This is a genomic window from Campylobacter sp. CNRCH_2016_0050h (assembly GCF_025772605.1).
GTDB lineage: Bacteria > Campylobacterota > Campylobacteria > Campylobacterales > Campylobacteraceae > Campylobacter_D > Campylobacter_D lari_D.
Window position 1 is genome coordinate 1 of record NZ_JAKMSK010000020.1, and the last position, 13925, is coordinate 13925.

Sequence of the window (13925 nt, forward strand, 5' to 3'; positions counted from 1 at the left end):
TAATTAAACTAAACCCTTAATGGGTTTAGTTTGAGTGATATAAGATTTTATTAGCAGATACTTGATAAAATGCTATAATCTTGCTTTAAATTTTTTAAAGGTTTTTTATGGCTGCTGATGATCAAGAGAAAACAGAAGAACCCACATCCAAGAAAATAGAAGATGCGCGACAAGAAGGAAATGTCCCAAAAAGCCAAGATGCATCTGCTGTGGCTGTACTTATTATAGCTGTGGTTGTGGTGTTGTTTATGATGCCTTTTATAGGTGAGAGAATTAGCGGTTTATATCGTTTTTATCAAAGTTTTATAGGCATTGAAATTGATTTAAAGATTTTACAAAAAATCATTATAAAAACTATGATAGAGATGTTTATTATGGTATTGCCCATTACTTTAGTAATTATGGTAGCGGGTGTGCTTGGAAATCTAATGCAGTTTGGTTTTATTTTTACTACTAAGCCCATTACTCCAAATTTTAATAAAATTAATCCTATTAACGGACTTAAAAATCTTTTTTCTTTAAAAAAGATTATTGAAGCTTTGAAAATTATACTTAAAGTCGGTGTTGTATTTGGTATAGCTTTTGTTTTTTTATTGCAATTTATGAAAGAACTTCCTAGAGTAGAACTTTATACGATTTATCCACAACTTTTATGGCTTAGGGATAAAGCTATTATACTTGCAGCTATTGTTATTATAGCTTTTTTGATTATAGGGCTTTTAGATGTACTTTTGGTAAGGTATCAATACTTTAAAAACTTACGCATGAGTAAGCAAGAGGTTAAAGATGAATTTAAACAAAGCGAGGGAGACCCTTTAGTAAAAGGAAGAATTCGTCGTTTGCAAATGGAAGCAGCAAGGCGTAGAATGGTGCAAGATGTTGCTAGTGCTGATGTTGTGATTACTAACCCTACCCACTATGCGGTTGCTTTGCGTTATGATAGTTCCAAAGAAGCTGCACCAAAAGTTTTAGCTAAGGGGGTGGATTTTTTAGCTTTGCGTATTAAAGATATGGCATATGAATACAATGTTATGATTTATGAAAATCCTCCTTTAGCTAGAGAACTTTATAAAGCTTGCGAGGTAAATGATCTTATTCCACCAGAGCTTTTTAAAGCAGTGGCAGAGGTTTTAAGCTTTGTCTATACTTCCAATAGACAAAAATTTGCCGATAGATTAAAATAAATTTAGCTTTTTAATTAAACTTATAATAGTCATAGTTATAGAAAGGGTGTAAATACCTAAAAGTGCTATGCGGTGGGATTTAAGATTGATTTTTTCCATGATTTTTATACCAAGATAAACCCCTAGCATAGAGCTAAATCCTACTAAGCTTCCATTTTGTAACACTTCTTTATCAATGATGTCATTATATACAAAAGAACTAATTCCTGAAATTGAAGCAAATATTACAAAAAATAAACTAAGTGGCACTACTTTTTTAGTATCATAGCCTAAAAAATAAGCTAAAATAGGGGTAATTAAAAGCCCACCACCAATTCCTAAAGATATAGCAAAAATTCCTGTAAATACGCCACAAATTAGCAAAATAGAATTTTTTAAGATATTAGAGTGGTTAATGTTTCCAATGGTGCTTTTTTGATTAAAAGCAAATTTTAAGAAGAATACAATACTCACGCATAGAAAAATACTTGTTAAGGTTATATCTGAAAAATATGAGAGTAAAAGCCCGCTAAACATCGCACCTAAAAAGCCTCCAAAGCCTATGATAAGTCCATCTTTTAAGATTAAATTTTTCTTTTTATAGTTTAAATAGGAACCAAAAATAGAAGCAAAAATCATTTGTACAACAGAAATTGCAACAGCATGATGAGAGCTAAGTCCTAAAGTAAGCATGAAAGGAACGATAATCATACCACCACCTATGCCAAAAACCCCTGAAGCCATACCTGAAAAAATTCCTATAATCATATAAGGAAGTAAAGTTAAATCCATAATTTATAAACCTTTAAATAAAAAATATTGTAACAAAATAAAATTTATTTATCTTTAGAAAATATAATCATAGTCGATTTATGATGATTATAAAGATTTTTTGGAGTTAATATGAAATTTTGTAAAAAATGCGTTATGCCAGATACTAAGCCTGATTTGCATTTTAATGATGAGGGAATTTGTGATGCGTGTTGCTCGCAAGAAGCTAAAAATCATGAGATAAATTGGCAAGAGCGTGAAAAAGAATTTCTAGAACTCGTTAAAAAATATAAAAAACATCCTGTGTATGATTGTGTGATAGGAGTAAGTGGTGGTAAGGATTCTACCTTTCAAGTTTTAAAATGTCTTGAACTTGGACTTAATCCTTTGTGTGTTTGTTTTGAACCAAGTATCCCTACTAAAATAGGTAAAAAGAATTTAAAAAATTTAAATAACCTTGGTGTTGATTTAATCCATATCAAAAGAAATCCTTTGGTGTATAAAAAATTAGCCCGCGAAGCTTTTATAAGAACGGGTGATAATGAATGGCAAAACCATTTGGGGATTTTTACATGTGTTCCAAAAGTAGCTGTTGCTTTTGGTATTCCTTTGATTATTTGGGGAGAAAGTCCGCAGATTGAGTATGGTGGGCCAGCTAGCTCTAAAGAAAAAAACACTTTAGGTAGAGAGTGGCTTGAAGAATTTGGCGGACTTTTGGGTAATAGAATTTCTGATATGATTGGTGTTGATGGTATTAGAGAAAAGGATTTATATTTTTATACTTATCCAAGCGATGAAGAGCTTCAAAGAGTAGGAGTTACAGGGTTATTTTTGGGATATTATTTTAAATGGGATTATAAGTATAATTTAAAATTAGCCCAAGAAAATGGCTTTAAAACTAGTACAAAACCAGTTGAAACTACTTATGAGAATTTTGAAAATTTAGATTGTTATTCAAATCATGTGCATGATTATTTAAAATACTGCAAATATGGTTTTGGAAGAGCTACGGATAATGCGTGCTTGGATATAAGACTTGGCTATATTAGCCGTGAAGAGGGCGTGAGACTTGTAAATAAATATGATGGAAAGCCACCTAAAAAGGCTATTAAGAAGTATTTGGAATTTAGTGGTTTTAGTGAAAAAGAATTTGAAAAAATTGTCGATTCTTATACTAATAAAAAGATATTTAAACGCGATGAAAATGGTAAATTCTTAAGAGATAGTGATGGATCATTGATAAAAAAAGATGAGTTTGTTTTGAAATGATTTGTATTGTTGATTATCATCTTGGAAATTTTAAATCTGTTTTGAAAGCTTTTGAAAAACTTAATCAAGAAGTGATTATAAGTTCTAAAAAAGAAGATATAAAAAATGCCTCTAAATTAGTTTTACCGGGCGTTGGATCTTTTAAACAAGGTATGGAAAATTTAAAAAAACTTGCACTAGATGAGTTTTTAAAAGAATGTGTTTTAAAAGATAAAAAGCCTATTTTGGGGATTTGTCTTGGTATGCAACTTTTTGCTAGTAAAGGGTATGAGGGCGGAGAGTGTGAAGGGCTTGATTTTATAAAAGCAAAGGTTTTGAAATTTGATTTAAGTAAAGAAAAATTATTGCATAGTGGTTGGGATGATTTACAATTTAGTGATAAAAAAAGCAAGTTATTTGATGGAATTTTAGAAAAAAGTGATTTTTATTTTGTGCATTCTTATTATGTAGAGTGTTTAGAAAGTGTGGAAACTTCTTTTTGTGAGTATGAAAAACCTTTTTGTGCAAGTTTTGAAAAAGATAATATTTTTGCTGTGCAATTTCACCCTGAAAAAAGCCAAAATGTAGGTTTGAAACTTTTGGAAAATTTTGCAAATTTAAAGGCCTAGTATGCTTAAAACAAGAATTATACCTTGCGTGTTATTAAAAGATCATCAGCTTGTAAAAAGTATCAATTTTTCTTCTTTTAGAACTATAGGGCATGTAATAAGCACAGCTAGGATATATAATGCTAGAAATGTTGATGAGCTTATAGTTTTGGATATCAATAAAAATGGTGTTATAGATTTTGAAAGCTTAGAAGATATAGCTAATGAGTGCTTTATGCCTTTAACTATTGGAGGTGGGATTAGAACTTTAGAAGATATTAGAAAAGTGTTAGATATAGGTGCTGATAAAATTAGTATTAATTCTATGGCTTTGCAAGATCCAGATTTTGTCAAAAAGGTGGCAAATACTTTTGGAAGCTCTTGTGTAGTATGCTCGATTGATGTAAAAAAATACAAAAATAAATTTAAAGTTTTTAATAATGAAATTTTAGATATTGATCCGCTAGAACTTGCATTAAAATACGAATCTTTAGGAGCAGGGGAGATACTTTTAACAAGTGTTGATAAAGAAGGAAGTTCTTTGGGGTATGATTGGGAATTGCTAGAGTATTTCAAAGGTAAATTAAAAATTCCACTCATTATCAATGGAGGACTTTCTAAGCCTCAAGATGGGGTAAAAGCCATACAACTTGGTGCGAATGCATTGGCTGGTGCTTATGTATTTCATTTTAGTCAATATACTCCAAATGATGTTAAAAATGAGCTTTTAAAAAATGATATCCCCGTGAGGATTGTTTAAATTTACAAAATAAAAATTATTATCTTCTTTAATAACTTCAAAACCATGTTTTAAATATAAATTCAAAGCTTTTGTATTTTCTTTAAAAACACATGCGTTTAAAGTTTGAACTTTTAAAACATTGAAAGCATAGTTTTTAACTTCTTGCATTAAAAGCTCACCTACGCCTTTTTTTATACCATAAAGCCCAAATTCACAGGATAATTTTATGATATTATTAAAATATATTACTCCCAGTTTCTCGTTATTTTTTATCAACAAAAAATATTTTTTATTTTTGTTTTTGTTTAGTTCTTTTAAAAATATTAAGTGATTTTTATAATTTATATTTTTTGTTTTCATAAATTTAGAGATATTTGGAGAATTTCTTATATAAAAAATTTCCTTTTTTTCTTCTTTTGTAAGATTAGTAAAATTTTTATAAAAAATCACTTTATAACCTTTACACTTTTAAACACTTCAGCATATTGAAGACCAACTCTCATTCCTTGGTATTGTGCATTTATTTTTATTCCCTCTAAGCTTCTTGGATGGGGATAATTTCTTAGTTCTGATTGATAAAAAGACATAGCTTTTAGCTTCAAATCAAGCGTCTCACTAATATCAAAAAATACATCAGGTTGAAAGCTTAATGGATAGTTCCATTCTGTACTCGAAAGAATTTCAAAACTATAAATTTCTTTAACACTTTCTTCTTGTAGAGATCTTGTAGCAGTAATTGTTGCTTTGTATGTAATTTGATGGTCTATATTGAGATCTTTTTCATAATGTGTGAAAATTATATTTGGTTTAATTTCATTTTTAACTTCTTCTATACTCTTGACTATTTCTAATAATGGTATTTTATCAAAAGCATTATCAGGAAAAAACTTTCTAAAAACTTTTTTAATGCCTAAAAGATTATTTGCTTTAAATAACTCATCTTCTAAAATTTCTTGTTCATTTTCACTATTTATATCTCTGCTTGTTTTACCTTCTCCAAGTATTAAAGTATAAGCTTCATATCCTTGTTGAATATATTTTGCTATAGTTCCAAAGCATCCTAAAACTTCATCATCTGGGTGAGCTGCTATAATTAAAATTTTGTTATTTTTCATAAAATATTACCTCTGCTTTTATTTTATTATTGTGTTTTTTTGCGTTTTGAAAAACCATTTTTATATTTTCAAATTCCAAAAAAGCTTTTGGATAATCAATGGCATCAAGCATGCGTATAAAATCATATATTTTTATCAAATTTGGATTTTCGAGTGTATTGATATTACTTTGTTCTTTTGTTCTTCTTTTGAAAATTACTACTTTCCCTTTTTGTATGCGAGGGTTGATTTTTGTATGTAAAATTCTTGGTATTAGTTTAAAGAATATGATTTTTGAGATTTTTTCATAAATTCGTTGTGCATTTGAAATTTTAAAACTAATATTGTGTTTTAGATATATTTCTCCACCATCTAATGTATCACAAGCTTTTAAAGCACAAATTTTGCTTTTATATACCCCTCTTATGATTAAATTTTGTAAAGGTGAACCTCCTCTTCCAAATGGTAAATTTCCAAGGTGGAAAATAATACATTGATAGTTATTGTAAATTTCTTGAGGTATATAGAAAGACCAATGCGGGAAGAATATGTAATCTGGATTTATTTTTGTTATTTTTTCTAAAGTAAGATCGTCTTTTTTTGTTATGAGGTAAAAAGTATATGTTTTATATAATTCTTTTAGTTTATAAAAATTATTAATATTGTGCTCTCTAAGAGTTGCTATGATTATATTCAAACTGCAACTCCATATATTTGATTAAATATATTTAAGTTGTTACCCCCCCCCATGTATGCAAAAGACAAATTTACAAAATAAAAATTATTATCTTCTTTAATAACTTCAAAACCATGTTTTAAATATAAATTCAAAGCTTTTGTATTTTCTTTGAAAACACATGCGTTTAAAGTTTGAACTTTTAAAACATTGAAAGCATAGTTTTTAACTTCTTGCATTAAAAGCTCACCTACGCCTTTTTTTATGCCATAAAGTCCAAATTCACAAGAAAGTTTAGTGATATTGATAAAATCAATCACGCCTATGACATTTTCATCATCATATACTAAAAAATATTTTTTAGTTTCATTTGTTTTTAAACTAGATAAAAAGTTTAAATGTTCTTCTAGGCTAATATTTTGCGTTTTCATAAATTTAGCAATGCTTTCATCGTTACGCCATTTTAAAACAAGTTTGATTTCTTCTTGAGTCAAATGGATAAAATCTTTTAAAATTATCATATAAAATTCTCCACTTCATAGCCTTTTTTAGCAAGCCATGTAGCAAGTTTTTCTTGATTTTTAGTATAAGCTATGGCTTTAAAATTTGCTTTTAAAATTAAAGCTTCATTTACCAATGAGCTTGCGCTAATGATGAGTTTTTTGCTTTCATTCATCAATCTTGCAAGATTAGGTTGGTCAATGAGAATTTGTATATTAGGGTTTTTTTGGCTTAATTTTCGAAGCGAGTTTAGATGAGAATTTGCTTTTGTAGTAGCTATGATGATAGTTTTGTTTTTGTTAAGTTTGTTTGCTATATCAAAGGAAATATTTTTTGGATCACTTCCTCCTATACAGATAAAATAATCATAAATTTTTTCTCTTTTTATCTTGCTTTCTTCATAAAACTCATCGCGTATTAGAGCATAGGAAAAACCACATCTTAATTCACAATATTTTGGCACTAAATTCTCATAATCACTTTCTTTAGCATAAGCATTAACATTTAGTAAAATGTCACAAAAATGTTCTTTTATCTCATCATCAAAACTTAGAATTTTAACCCCTGTTTCTAGCTTGATGAGTTTTTCATCATCTGCAGTAATCTCATAATGATCAATAATCAAAAAATCAAATTTTTCTTTTTTGATGAGATTGATTAGCTCATATACACTAGCACTTGTTAGCTCATATACAGGATAAGGAATTTCATCTATCAAAGAACCTTCTAGAGCTAAACATGCAAAAGATACATCATGATATTGCTTAGCTAACAAAAGATCTCTTTTGATATGTCCGTGTCCTATGGTGCTAGAACTATCACTTCTAAAAAGAACTTTCATGTATTATGCTCGTTAATTTTGATACATTCTTGAAATTTTGCACAAGGCTCTTTTTCATTAAATAAAAAATCTAAAATTCCTAAATAAGCTATAAAATTTGCACCCAATTGAGTATAGGTTGGATGGATAAAATCAAAATATTCAATTTTTATATTTGCATTTTTAAAAATTTCTTTTGCTGTTTCTTTTTCAAGATAGTTTTTTGAACCTTCTGGGGAAAGGTAATGATCAGCTTTTAGTATTTGGCAAATTTCAAGTAGTAATTTTTCTTTTTTTTCATTTTTTAAATTTAAAGAAGAGCTTTGCAAAATGGGTGTTTTGATGCTCAAATGCTCGCAGTAAATTCTGATTAGCTCCATGTTAAATTGTACTAAATGTGTATGTTTAAATAAGACTTTTTCTAAGATATTGTAGTATTTATTAAAATTAATACTTTTAGAGTAAGCATGATGAATAGTTTTTAAAAATTTAATTTTCCATTTATCATCTTTATCAAATAATATATCCTGAAGTAATGTTTTTTGTGACGCTTTTTGTAAATTTAATCCCAATAAAAAGGTTTTATCTTGTAGTTTAATTTTATTTCTATTTTGCCATGATCTGCGTTCAAATTGCACATTATCCAAAAAGACAAAAGTATCAACACTTTGTATCATATATATATAGCCAAGCCATGGATTAAAGGTTGGCTGCATGATAGCTATTTTCACTTAATTTTTCCATAAATTACAATATCGCTATCATTAACTAATCTTTCATCTTCTCCCATGATATTGGTATTTTCATAAGTAAGTACTTTAAAATCATATAAATTTAAATATTCTTTCAAAATTTCTACAAGTTCGTATTCTTGATATAGAGTATTAATACATCCAAGCTCTCCTGTAGTATTATCATTTGTGATTTTAAAACAATTATGAGCTATTTTTTCTCCATAACCATATCTATAATCTTTTATGCTTCTTGTTCTTAAAAAGAACAAAGCATTTTCTTTATACATAGAATTTTCTTTAGAAATTTTTAATAATTTTAAAAAATCTTCTTTTAATAGATAGTTAATCACATTGGGAATCATAAAAATATCTGCATTAATATTTGGATTTTTTAAAGGAAAATCTAAGATATTATCATGAAAAAACTGATAGTTTTTACATTGAATTATTTCTTTGAAGTTATAATTAGCATTGCTGATACTTTCTTTGCTTAAGTCAACTCCGATACACTCATAATCATAATTTGCAAATAAAGAGAGATTGTTGCCATTAGAACAGGCAAATTCTAAAACTTTTTGGTTGCTTTTTTGATGCAGTTCTTGTTTGAAAAAAAATTTAATCACGGCTAAATCTGGAAATTTTAAGCCTTTTAAATTTTTTAAATACATTTTTACTCCTTAGTGATTTTTCCATATATAATTATATCGCTATCTTTGATATAAACTTTATTTTTTATATTAATATTTTCACTTGTGATAACTTCAAAATCATATAAATTTAAATTTTCTTTTAAAATTTCCACAAGTTCATGTTCTTGGTATGCTGTGCAAAGACAATTTTTTTCGCCACTAAATTCATCATAGCTTAAAATAAAACTATCATTTTTTAATTTTTCTCCAAGCCCATAGCGATGATCTTTAATACTTCTTGCTCTTAAGAAAAAGTGAGCATACCCCCCCCCATTTGCTTGATAAAGATTATTTTGTTTTGCACTTTGTAGTAAATTTTTAAATTCATCTTTAGTAATGTAATTAATAACATTAGGTATTAAAAATACATCTGCATTTATATTTTGATGATTTTTAGCAAAATCAAGCATATTTTCATTAAAAAAACTTGCCTTTTGATAATGCATAATTTCTTTAAAATTATAAATAGCGTTTTCATGATTTTGTTTGCTAAGTTCTACACCGATACACGCATAATTATAATTTGCAAATAAAGAAAGATTATTGCCATTATGAGAAGCAAATTCTAAAACTTTTGCATTTTTTAAAGTGTCAAGTTTGTTTTTAAAAAACCATCTTACAAGTTCCATATCAGGATATTTAAAACCTTTGATTTTATTTATAAACATTTGTTTCTTTCATGGAATTGATACAATATTTTAGCAAATTCTAAGTCTTCGAAAGTATCAATATCGCAAATTTTATTTCTAGGAAGTAAAAAAGCTTTAGAGTGAGGTTTAAACATAAAATCTTCTTCTAGCCACGCTTCTTTTTTACCAAAGTAAAATGCACCACCATCATGATAAGCTTTGATAAGATCTTGTGAGCGTTTGTTATAGTTTGGCTCATCAAACATATAAACTTTATTTTGTTCATCAAGGTAAAAACCTCTTTGTATAGGGTATTCAAACTCACAAGCTGAAAATAAAAATTTACATTCTTCTTGACTAAATTGTTCAAAAGCTTCTTTTAAGATAAACTCATCTATAAGTGGAGCGGTTGCGTATAAGCAGCACACATTTTCATAGATTTTACCTTGTTTTTCTAGAGTGATGATGGCATCTTGTATTACAGCGGTTGAACTTGCATAATCATCACTTAGTTCTTTTTTACGCACAAAAGGAGCCTTAGCACCATACTTTAAAGCCACTTCTATGATCTCATAATCATCACTTGAAATGATTACATCATCAAAAATACCCGAATTTAAAGCACTTTCTATGCTATAAGCAATCAATGGTTTTCCCAAAAAATCAATAATATTTTTTCTAGGAATACGCTTAGAACCACCGCGTGCAGGGATAATACAAAGATTTTTCATGATTTCTCTTTAAATTTATAAAAAAGTAAGTATAATTGAATTTTTATTTTAAAAGGCTTAACATGCTCATAAATCAAACTTATTTTATAGACTCTTGTGATGATGTAGAATTAAATATAAAAAGAGAAAGTAAATTAGAATTTCAACTTATATATGATGATACAAAAGAAATTCAAGCTATAATGTGTATCATTCAAGGACTTGGTGCTGATATAAGAGATCCTGTTTTAAAATTTAATATGGAGTATTTTGCATCAAAATATAATGTAGCAGTTTTGAGTGTAAATTATCATGGTATAGGTAATCGTCCTCAAACTGGAGCACAATGGTATTTAGATGATATTGATAAGCTTATTTTTGATGCAAGCTTAAAAGCTATTGATATAGAAATTCCTTATGATATATCAAAACTTAATACTTTTGAAGAATTTCATCCTGCTATGGAATATCTTAATAAAGAAATTCAAAAAAAGAAAGACGCCTGGGATTTTGATAGAGATTATTATTTAGATTTAAGTGTGAGCTTAAAACTTACAAATGATGAATATCAAAATTATGGTATTATGCAGACTATAGATATTCTTAATGTTTTGCTTTATGTAAAAGCGAATATTTTTAAAAATAAAGATTTAAAAACCATTGTAGCAGGGGTTTCACATGGTGCTTATATGGGTATATTATCTGCAAAGATAGCTCCGTGGACTATAGATGCAATTATTGATAATTCTTCTCATGTGACGCTTGGTGGAGATGCTTGGAGATATATAGGTTTTGGAAAAGAAGTTGATTTTACTCAGTATTTTTGTTTCGGAACTTTTCACTATTTTAATAATATTAGACTTTGTGCTTCTGAAAAAACACTATGGACTACAAACAAACAATCCCCTTATTATTTTTCACCTGCTAGAAAACTCATTAGAGAAACACTAAATAAAGATCATATAAACACACAAGCAAAATATCCAAATCCAAAACACATTACTTATCATTCTAAATTTGATCAATATGCTCCATTAGAAGAAAAAGAAGAATATGTTAATATCTTAAAAGAACATGGACTTGATGTTGAATTTATAAAGGTTGTAGATGAAAAACAAATAGATGGTAAGTTTATTAAAAATCTAACTCACGGTATGGGTATACCTATAAAACTACTTATTAAAAAACACTTACCACAAATTTTACAAGAGCCTTTAAAAGATAAAACTTGTAAAAAAGAAATCTCATACAAGTGTGATGATTTAATATATACTTTTAAAGAGGAAAATGAGCAAATATTACTTGATGTGCAAAAATTAAACTAAAAGATGCAAGAAAGGAAAGAAATGAAAAATTTTTTTAACTCATTACAAGATAAAGAATTTATTTTTGCGCCACAATGCTATAAAACATGCAATGGCGGATGCTGTCATAATATTCATGCACAATATTTTAAATTTAATAAATCTAGTGCGGTGATATTACCTATGCTTGAAGTTGAATATCTTTCGCTAAAGCAAGCCGGTAATACATATTTAGAAAATGGAAAAGTCAATACCTTTACTTTAAAAAATGGAAAAAAAATCAATGCTTTTTTTGCAAAATGTGATTTAAATGGACTTTGTAATCCTCATAGTCTTAGACCTTTGATATGCAAGCTTTATCCTTATTATCCTCAGGTTGATTATGATGGAAATTTTTTAGGGGTTAAACCTTGTGCGTTATTTGATATTTTTTATAAAGATGCCCAAAAGCATTATTGTACTATAACCCATAGAAAAAATGATGAGTTTTTAAAGGAATTTGAGCAAAGCACACAGGTATTAAGAAAGGAACCTATAATGATATTTGTGTTTAAGGTGCTTGAAGTAGTAGAAGAAACTCTTAAGCAGTATACTTATGATCATTATGGAAAAGTAATTTATCTTGAAGAATTAACACATGAAGAAAAATTTGATTTTTTTGCTTTTCAAGAGATTAATTCTATGACTATGCAAGCATATAGAAATGAAAAATTTATTGACAAAATTCAAGATATATATGATAATTTAGAAATGCGATATCAAGAGCATTTTACAAAGTATTTTAATGATTAGAGAAAATTATGCTTAAAAATGAAACTTATTTTATAGACTCTTGTGATGATGTAGAATTAAATATAAAAAGAGAAAGTAAATTAGAATATAGAATTACTTATGATGATAGTAAGCAAATGAAAGCTATCGTTTTTATCATAGGAGCGTATGGTTCTAATGTCAATTTTTATTTGTAGATATACAAGAAATTGATGGTAAGTTTATAAAAAAACTCGCACATGGAGGTGGAATAACAGTTAAAGCTTTATTTGGCAGGGAATTACCAAAAATGCTTGAAAAATTTAAGGATAAAATTTCACTCTAAGAGAAGATAGTATAAGTTATCCTTGTAAGGATAAAGTTTTTACTTTTAAAGATAAAAGTGATAAATTTGTGCTTGAGATTATATAACTTCCTCAAGCATATTTTTAATTGTAGAAAAATCCTCAAAATTATCCGGAGTGATATATTTAGCATCTAAATTTTTTCCTATAAATTTTTCGATTTCAAGTATTAATTTCATCATATCAATACTATCAATAATATCATCATCCACTAAATTACGACTATTTTCATTTATATCACTTCTGTTGATTGCATTAAACATTTTTTGAATATCTTCAAAGTTAATATTCACATCTAGCTCCTTATTTTTTAGTTATAATAATACTTAAAAAATGCAAATATAAGGCTTAACATGCTCATAAATCAAACTTATTTTATAGACTCTTGTAATGATGTAGAATTAAATATAAAAAGAGAAAGTAAATTAGAATATAGAATTACTTATGATGATAGTAAGCAAATGGAAGCTATTGTTTTTATCATAGGTGGATATGGAGCTAATGCTCATATGACTTTTGTTGATTTTAATAGGAAGTTTTTGGCTCAAAAATATAATGTTGTAGCTGTAAGCGTTTTGTATCATTGTTTTTGTCAAAGAAGATCAGATGTAGAAAAATATAGTGCAGCTATTACATTTACAGAAGAAGATTTAGTACACTTAAAAAACATTTTAGAAAATTTCAAAATTCAAACAAGTAAATTAGATTGCTCAACAGCATCAATTCATTATGAGTTTTTGCATCAAACTATTAGTAGCTTAAAAGAAAAAAAGTTATTAGATATAGATTATAAAGTTAGTCTTTCACGCTCTTTTATCCCGCCTAATAATGAATATAATAATTATGGAATTATGCCTGCTATCGATCATATCAATGCCTTAAAAGATATAATAAAAAATTATCCTCAATTTAAATCTTTACCTAAAATTTACGGGGGAGGATCATATGGAGGTTATTTAGCGCTAATGTGCGCTAAAATAGCTCCTTGGTATGTAGATGGAGTGATAGATAATTCTAGTGCTGGAATATTACCTTTACATTACATCATAGGAAGAGATATTAACGGATATGACCATGTTTTAGAAACTCCAAATGTTATATTGTATGGTATTTTAAAATCA

Annotated in this window: 20 protein-coding genes and 1 pseudogene; 10 read left to right on the top strand and 11 right to left on the bottom strand. The window is 27.8% G+C overall.

Annotated features, from left to right (window positions below; translation table 11 throughout):
• Nucleotides 1–107: 107 nt before the first annotated feature.
• Nucleotides 108–1184 (top strand): flagellar biosynthesis protein FlhB, encoded by a 1077-nt coding sequence (gene flhB, locus L8X28_RS07845; RefSeq protein WP_133319972.1) that lies wholly within the window; start codon nt 108–110, stop codon nt 1182–1184.
• Here flhB and L8X28_RS07850 read toward each other — a convergent pair.
• Nucleotides 1176–1955, bottom strand: a complete 780-nt coding sequence (locus L8X28_RS07850) for a sulfite exporter TauE/SafE family protein (RefSeq protein ID WP_133319971.1) — start codon at nt 1953–1955, stop codon at nt 1176–1178. The genes flhB and L8X28_RS07850 overlap by 9 nt on opposite strands.
• 111 nt (nt 1956–2066) lie before the next feature.
• Between L8X28_RS07850 and L8X28_RS07855 the strand changes: the two genes are divergently transcribed.
• The 3 genes from L8X28_RS07855 to L8X28_RS07865 are packed head-to-tail and all read left to right on the top strand — an operon-like array spanning nt 2067 to nt 4550.
• Complete coding sequence (locus L8X28_RS07855) at nt 2067–3203, top strand: N-acetyl sugar amidotransferase (protein ID WP_263666008.1); 1137 nt, start codon at nt 2067–2069, stop codon at nt 3201–3203.
• Complete coding sequence (hisH, locus tag L8X28_RS07860) at nt 3200–3811, top strand: imidazole glycerol phosphate synthase subunit HisH (protein WP_263666010.1); 612 nt, start codon at nt 3200–3202, stop codon at nt 3809–3811. Before L8X28_RS07855 ends, hisH begins: the two co-directional genes overlap by 4 nt.
• 1 nt (nt 3812) lies before the next feature.
• On the top strand, nt 3813–4550 hold the full coding sequence (locus L8X28_RS07865) for a HisA/HisF-related TIM barrel protein (RefSeq protein WP_263666011.1): 738 nt from the start codon (nt 3813–3815) through the stop codon (nt 4548–4550).
• Here L8X28_RS07865 and pseH (L8X28_RS07870) read toward each other — a convergent pair.
• From pseH (L8X28_RS07870) to pseF, 9 genes are read right to left on the bottom strand one after another with little or no spacing between them, the layout of a single operon-like run.
• A complete protein-coding gene (gene pseH, locus L8X28_RS07870; protein ID WP_263659983.1) occupies nt 4518–4982 on the bottom strand; it encodes a UDP-4-amino-4,6-dideoxy-N-acetyl-beta-L-altrosamine N-acetyltransferase in 465 nt (154 codons plus the stop codon). The two genes, L8X28_RS07865 and pseH (L8X28_RS07870), sit on opposite strands and share 33 nt — an antisense overlap.
• Nucleotides 4979–5647 carry a PIG-L deacetylase family protein gene (locus tag L8X28_RS07875; RefSeq protein WP_263666012.1) on the bottom strand — a complete coding sequence of 223 codons (669 nt, stop codon included), beginning with the start codon at nt 5645–5647 and terminating at the stop codon, nt 4979–4981. Before L8X28_RS07875 ends, pseH (L8X28_RS07870) begins: the two co-directional genes overlap by 4 nt.
• Nucleotides 5637–6323 (bottom strand): methionyl-tRNA formyltransferase, encoded by a 687-nt coding sequence (locus L8X28_RS07880; RefSeq protein ID WP_258108356.1) that lies wholly within the window; start codon nt 6321–6323, stop codon nt 5637–5639. Before L8X28_RS07880 ends, L8X28_RS07875 begins: the two co-directional genes overlap by 11 nt.
• The gene (pseH, locus tag L8X28_RS07885) at nt 6320–6823 is read right to left on the bottom strand and encodes a UDP-4-amino-4,6-dideoxy-N-acetyl-beta-L-altrosamine N-acetyltransferase (RefSeq protein ID WP_263666013.1); all 504 of its coding nucleotides are present in this window, start codon (nt 6821–6823) and stop codon (nt 6320–6322) included. Before pseH (L8X28_RS07885) ends, L8X28_RS07880 begins: the two co-directional genes overlap by 4 nt.
• Nucleotides 6820–7644 carry a UDP-2,4-diacetamido-2,4,6-trideoxy-beta-L-altropyranose hydrolase gene (gene pseG / locus L8X28_RS07890; RefSeq protein ID WP_263666014.1) on the bottom strand — a complete coding sequence of 275 codons (825 nt, stop codon included), beginning with the start codon at nt 7642–7644 and terminating at the stop codon, nt 6820–6822. The genes pseH (L8X28_RS07885) and pseG overlap by 4 nt, the downstream gene beginning before the upstream one ends.
• The gene (locus L8X28_RS07895; RefSeq protein WP_263659986.1) at nt 7641–8354 is read right to left on the bottom strand and encodes a WbqC family protein; all 714 of its coding nucleotides are present in this window, start codon (nt 8352–8354) and stop codon (nt 7641–7643) included. The genes pseG and L8X28_RS07895 overlap by 4 nt, the downstream gene beginning before the upstream one ends.
• Nucleotides 8351–9025: a class I SAM-dependent methyltransferase gene (locus L8X28_RS07900; protein ID WP_263663028.1), complete on the bottom strand. Its 675-nt coding sequence runs from the start codon at nt 9023–9025 to the stop codon at nt 8351–8353. The genes L8X28_RS07895 and L8X28_RS07900 overlap by 4 nt, the downstream gene beginning before the upstream one ends.
• A 2-nt stretch (nt 9026–9027) precedes the next feature.
• The gene (locus L8X28_RS07905; protein ID WP_263666015.1) at nt 9028–9714 is read right to left on the bottom strand and encodes a class I SAM-dependent methyltransferase; all 687 of its coding nucleotides are present in this window, start codon (nt 9712–9714) and stop codon (nt 9028–9030) included.
• Nucleotides 9705–10406 (bottom strand): pseudaminic acid cytidylyltransferase, encoded by a 702-nt coding sequence (gene pseF / locus L8X28_RS07910; RefSeq protein ID WP_263666016.1) that lies wholly within the window; start codon nt 10404–10406, stop codon nt 9705–9707. Before pseF ends, L8X28_RS07905 begins: the two co-directional genes overlap by 10 nt.
• Before the next feature lie 62 nt (nt 10407–10468).
• Between pseF and L8X28_RS07915 the strand changes: the two genes are divergently transcribed.
• From L8X28_RS07915 to L8X28_RS08465, 5 genes and pseudogenes are all read left to right on the top strand, one after another.
• Nucleotides 10469–11710, top strand: a complete 1242-nt coding sequence (locus L8X28_RS07915; protein ID WP_263666017.1) for a DUF2920 family protein — start codon at nt 10469–10471, stop codon at nt 11708–11710.
• 21 nt (nt 11711–11731) lie between these two features.
• On the top strand, nt 11732–12481 hold the full coding sequence (locus L8X28_RS07920) for a hypothetical protein (RefSeq protein WP_263661738.1): 750 nt from the start codon (nt 11732–11734) through the stop codon (nt 12479–12481).
• 8 nt (nt 12482–12489) lie between these two features.
• Nucleotides 12490–12651: pseudogene (locus L8X28_RS07925) on the top strand (DUF2920 family protein); the annotation flags it as partial.
• A gap of 32 nt (nt 12652–12683) precedes the next feature.
• Entirely contained in the window at nt 12684–12785 is a 102-nt protein-coding gene (locus tag L8X28_RS07930; protein WP_263661744.1) for a DUF2920 family protein, read from the top strand.
• An 11-nt stretch (nt 12786–12796) separates the two neighbouring features.
• Nucleotides 12797–12871, top strand: a complete 75-nt coding sequence (locus tag L8X28_RS08465) for a hypothetical protein (protein ID WP_337195135.1) — start codon at nt 12797–12799, stop codon at nt 12869–12871.
• Here L8X28_RS08465 and L8X28_RS07935 read toward each other — a convergent pair.
• Nucleotides 12864–13097 (bottom strand): acyl carrier protein, encoded by a 234-nt coding sequence (locus L8X28_RS07935; protein WP_133319959.1) that lies wholly within the window; start codon nt 13095–13097, stop codon nt 12864–12866. The two genes, L8X28_RS08465 and L8X28_RS07935, sit on opposite strands and share 8 nt — an antisense overlap.
• 60 nt (nt 13098–13157) lie before the next feature.
• Here L8X28_RS07935 and L8X28_RS07940 point away from each other — a divergent pair.
• On the top strand, nt 13158–13925 hold a 768-nt coding region (locus tag L8X28_RS07940; RefSeq protein ID WP_263666018.1), incomplete at its 3' end, for a DUF2920 family protein.

What these genes read in the sequence shown, in the direction of transcription:
- L8X28_RS07875 (WP_263666012.1), bottom strand. Translation starts at nt 5,647, where the DNA reads ATGAAAAATAACAAAATTTTAATTATAGCAGCTCACCCAGATGATGAA.
- L8X28_RS07855 (WP_263666008.1), top strand. Translation starts at nt 2,067, where the DNA reads ATGAAATTTTGTAAAAAATGCGTTATGCCAGATACTAAGCCTGATTTG.
- L8X28_RS07900 (WP_263663028.1), bottom strand. Translation starts at nt 9,025, where the DNA reads ATGTATTTAAAAAATTTAAAAGGCTTAAAATTTCCAGATTTAGCCGTG.
- L8X28_RS07915 (WP_263666017.1), top strand. Translation starts at nt 10,469, where the DNA reads ATGCTCATAAATCAAACTTATTTTATAGACTCTTGTGATGATGTAGAA.
- L8X28_RS07905 (WP_263666015.1), bottom strand. Translation starts at nt 9,714, where the DNA reads ATGTTTATAAATAAAATCAAAGGTTTTAAATATCCTGATATGGAACTT.
- flhB (WP_133319972.1), top strand. Translation starts at nt 108, where the DNA reads ATGGCTGCTGATGATCAAGAGAAAACAGAAGAACCCACATCCAAGAAA.
- hisH (WP_263666010.1), top strand. Translation starts at nt 3,200, where the DNA reads ATGATTTGTATTGTTGATTATCATCTTGGAAATTTTAAATCTGTTTTG.
- L8X28_RS07865 (WP_263666011.1), top strand. Translation starts at nt 3,813, where the DNA reads ATGCTTAAAACAAGAATTATACCTTGCGTGTTATTAAAAGATCATCAG.
- L8X28_RS07850 (WP_133319971.1), bottom strand. Translation starts at nt 1,955, where the DNA reads ATGGATTTAACTTTACTTCCTTATATGATTATAGGAATTTTTTCAGGT.
- L8X28_RS07920 (WP_263661738.1), top strand. Translation starts at nt 11,732, where the DNA reads ATGAAAAATTTTTTTAACTCATTACAAGATAAAGAATTTATTTTTGCG.
- pseH (WP_263666013.1), bottom strand. Translation starts at nt 6,823, where the DNA reads ATGATAATTTTAAAAGATTTTATCCATTTGACTCAAGAAGAAATCAAA.
- pseF (WP_263666016.1), bottom strand. Translation starts at nt 10,406, where the DNA reads ATGAAAAATCTTTGTATTATCCCTGCACGCGGTGGTTCTAAGCGTATT.
- pseG (WP_263666014.1), bottom strand. Translation starts at nt 7,644, where the DNA reads ATGAAAGTTCTTTTTAGAAGTGATAGTTCTAGCACCATAGGACACGGA.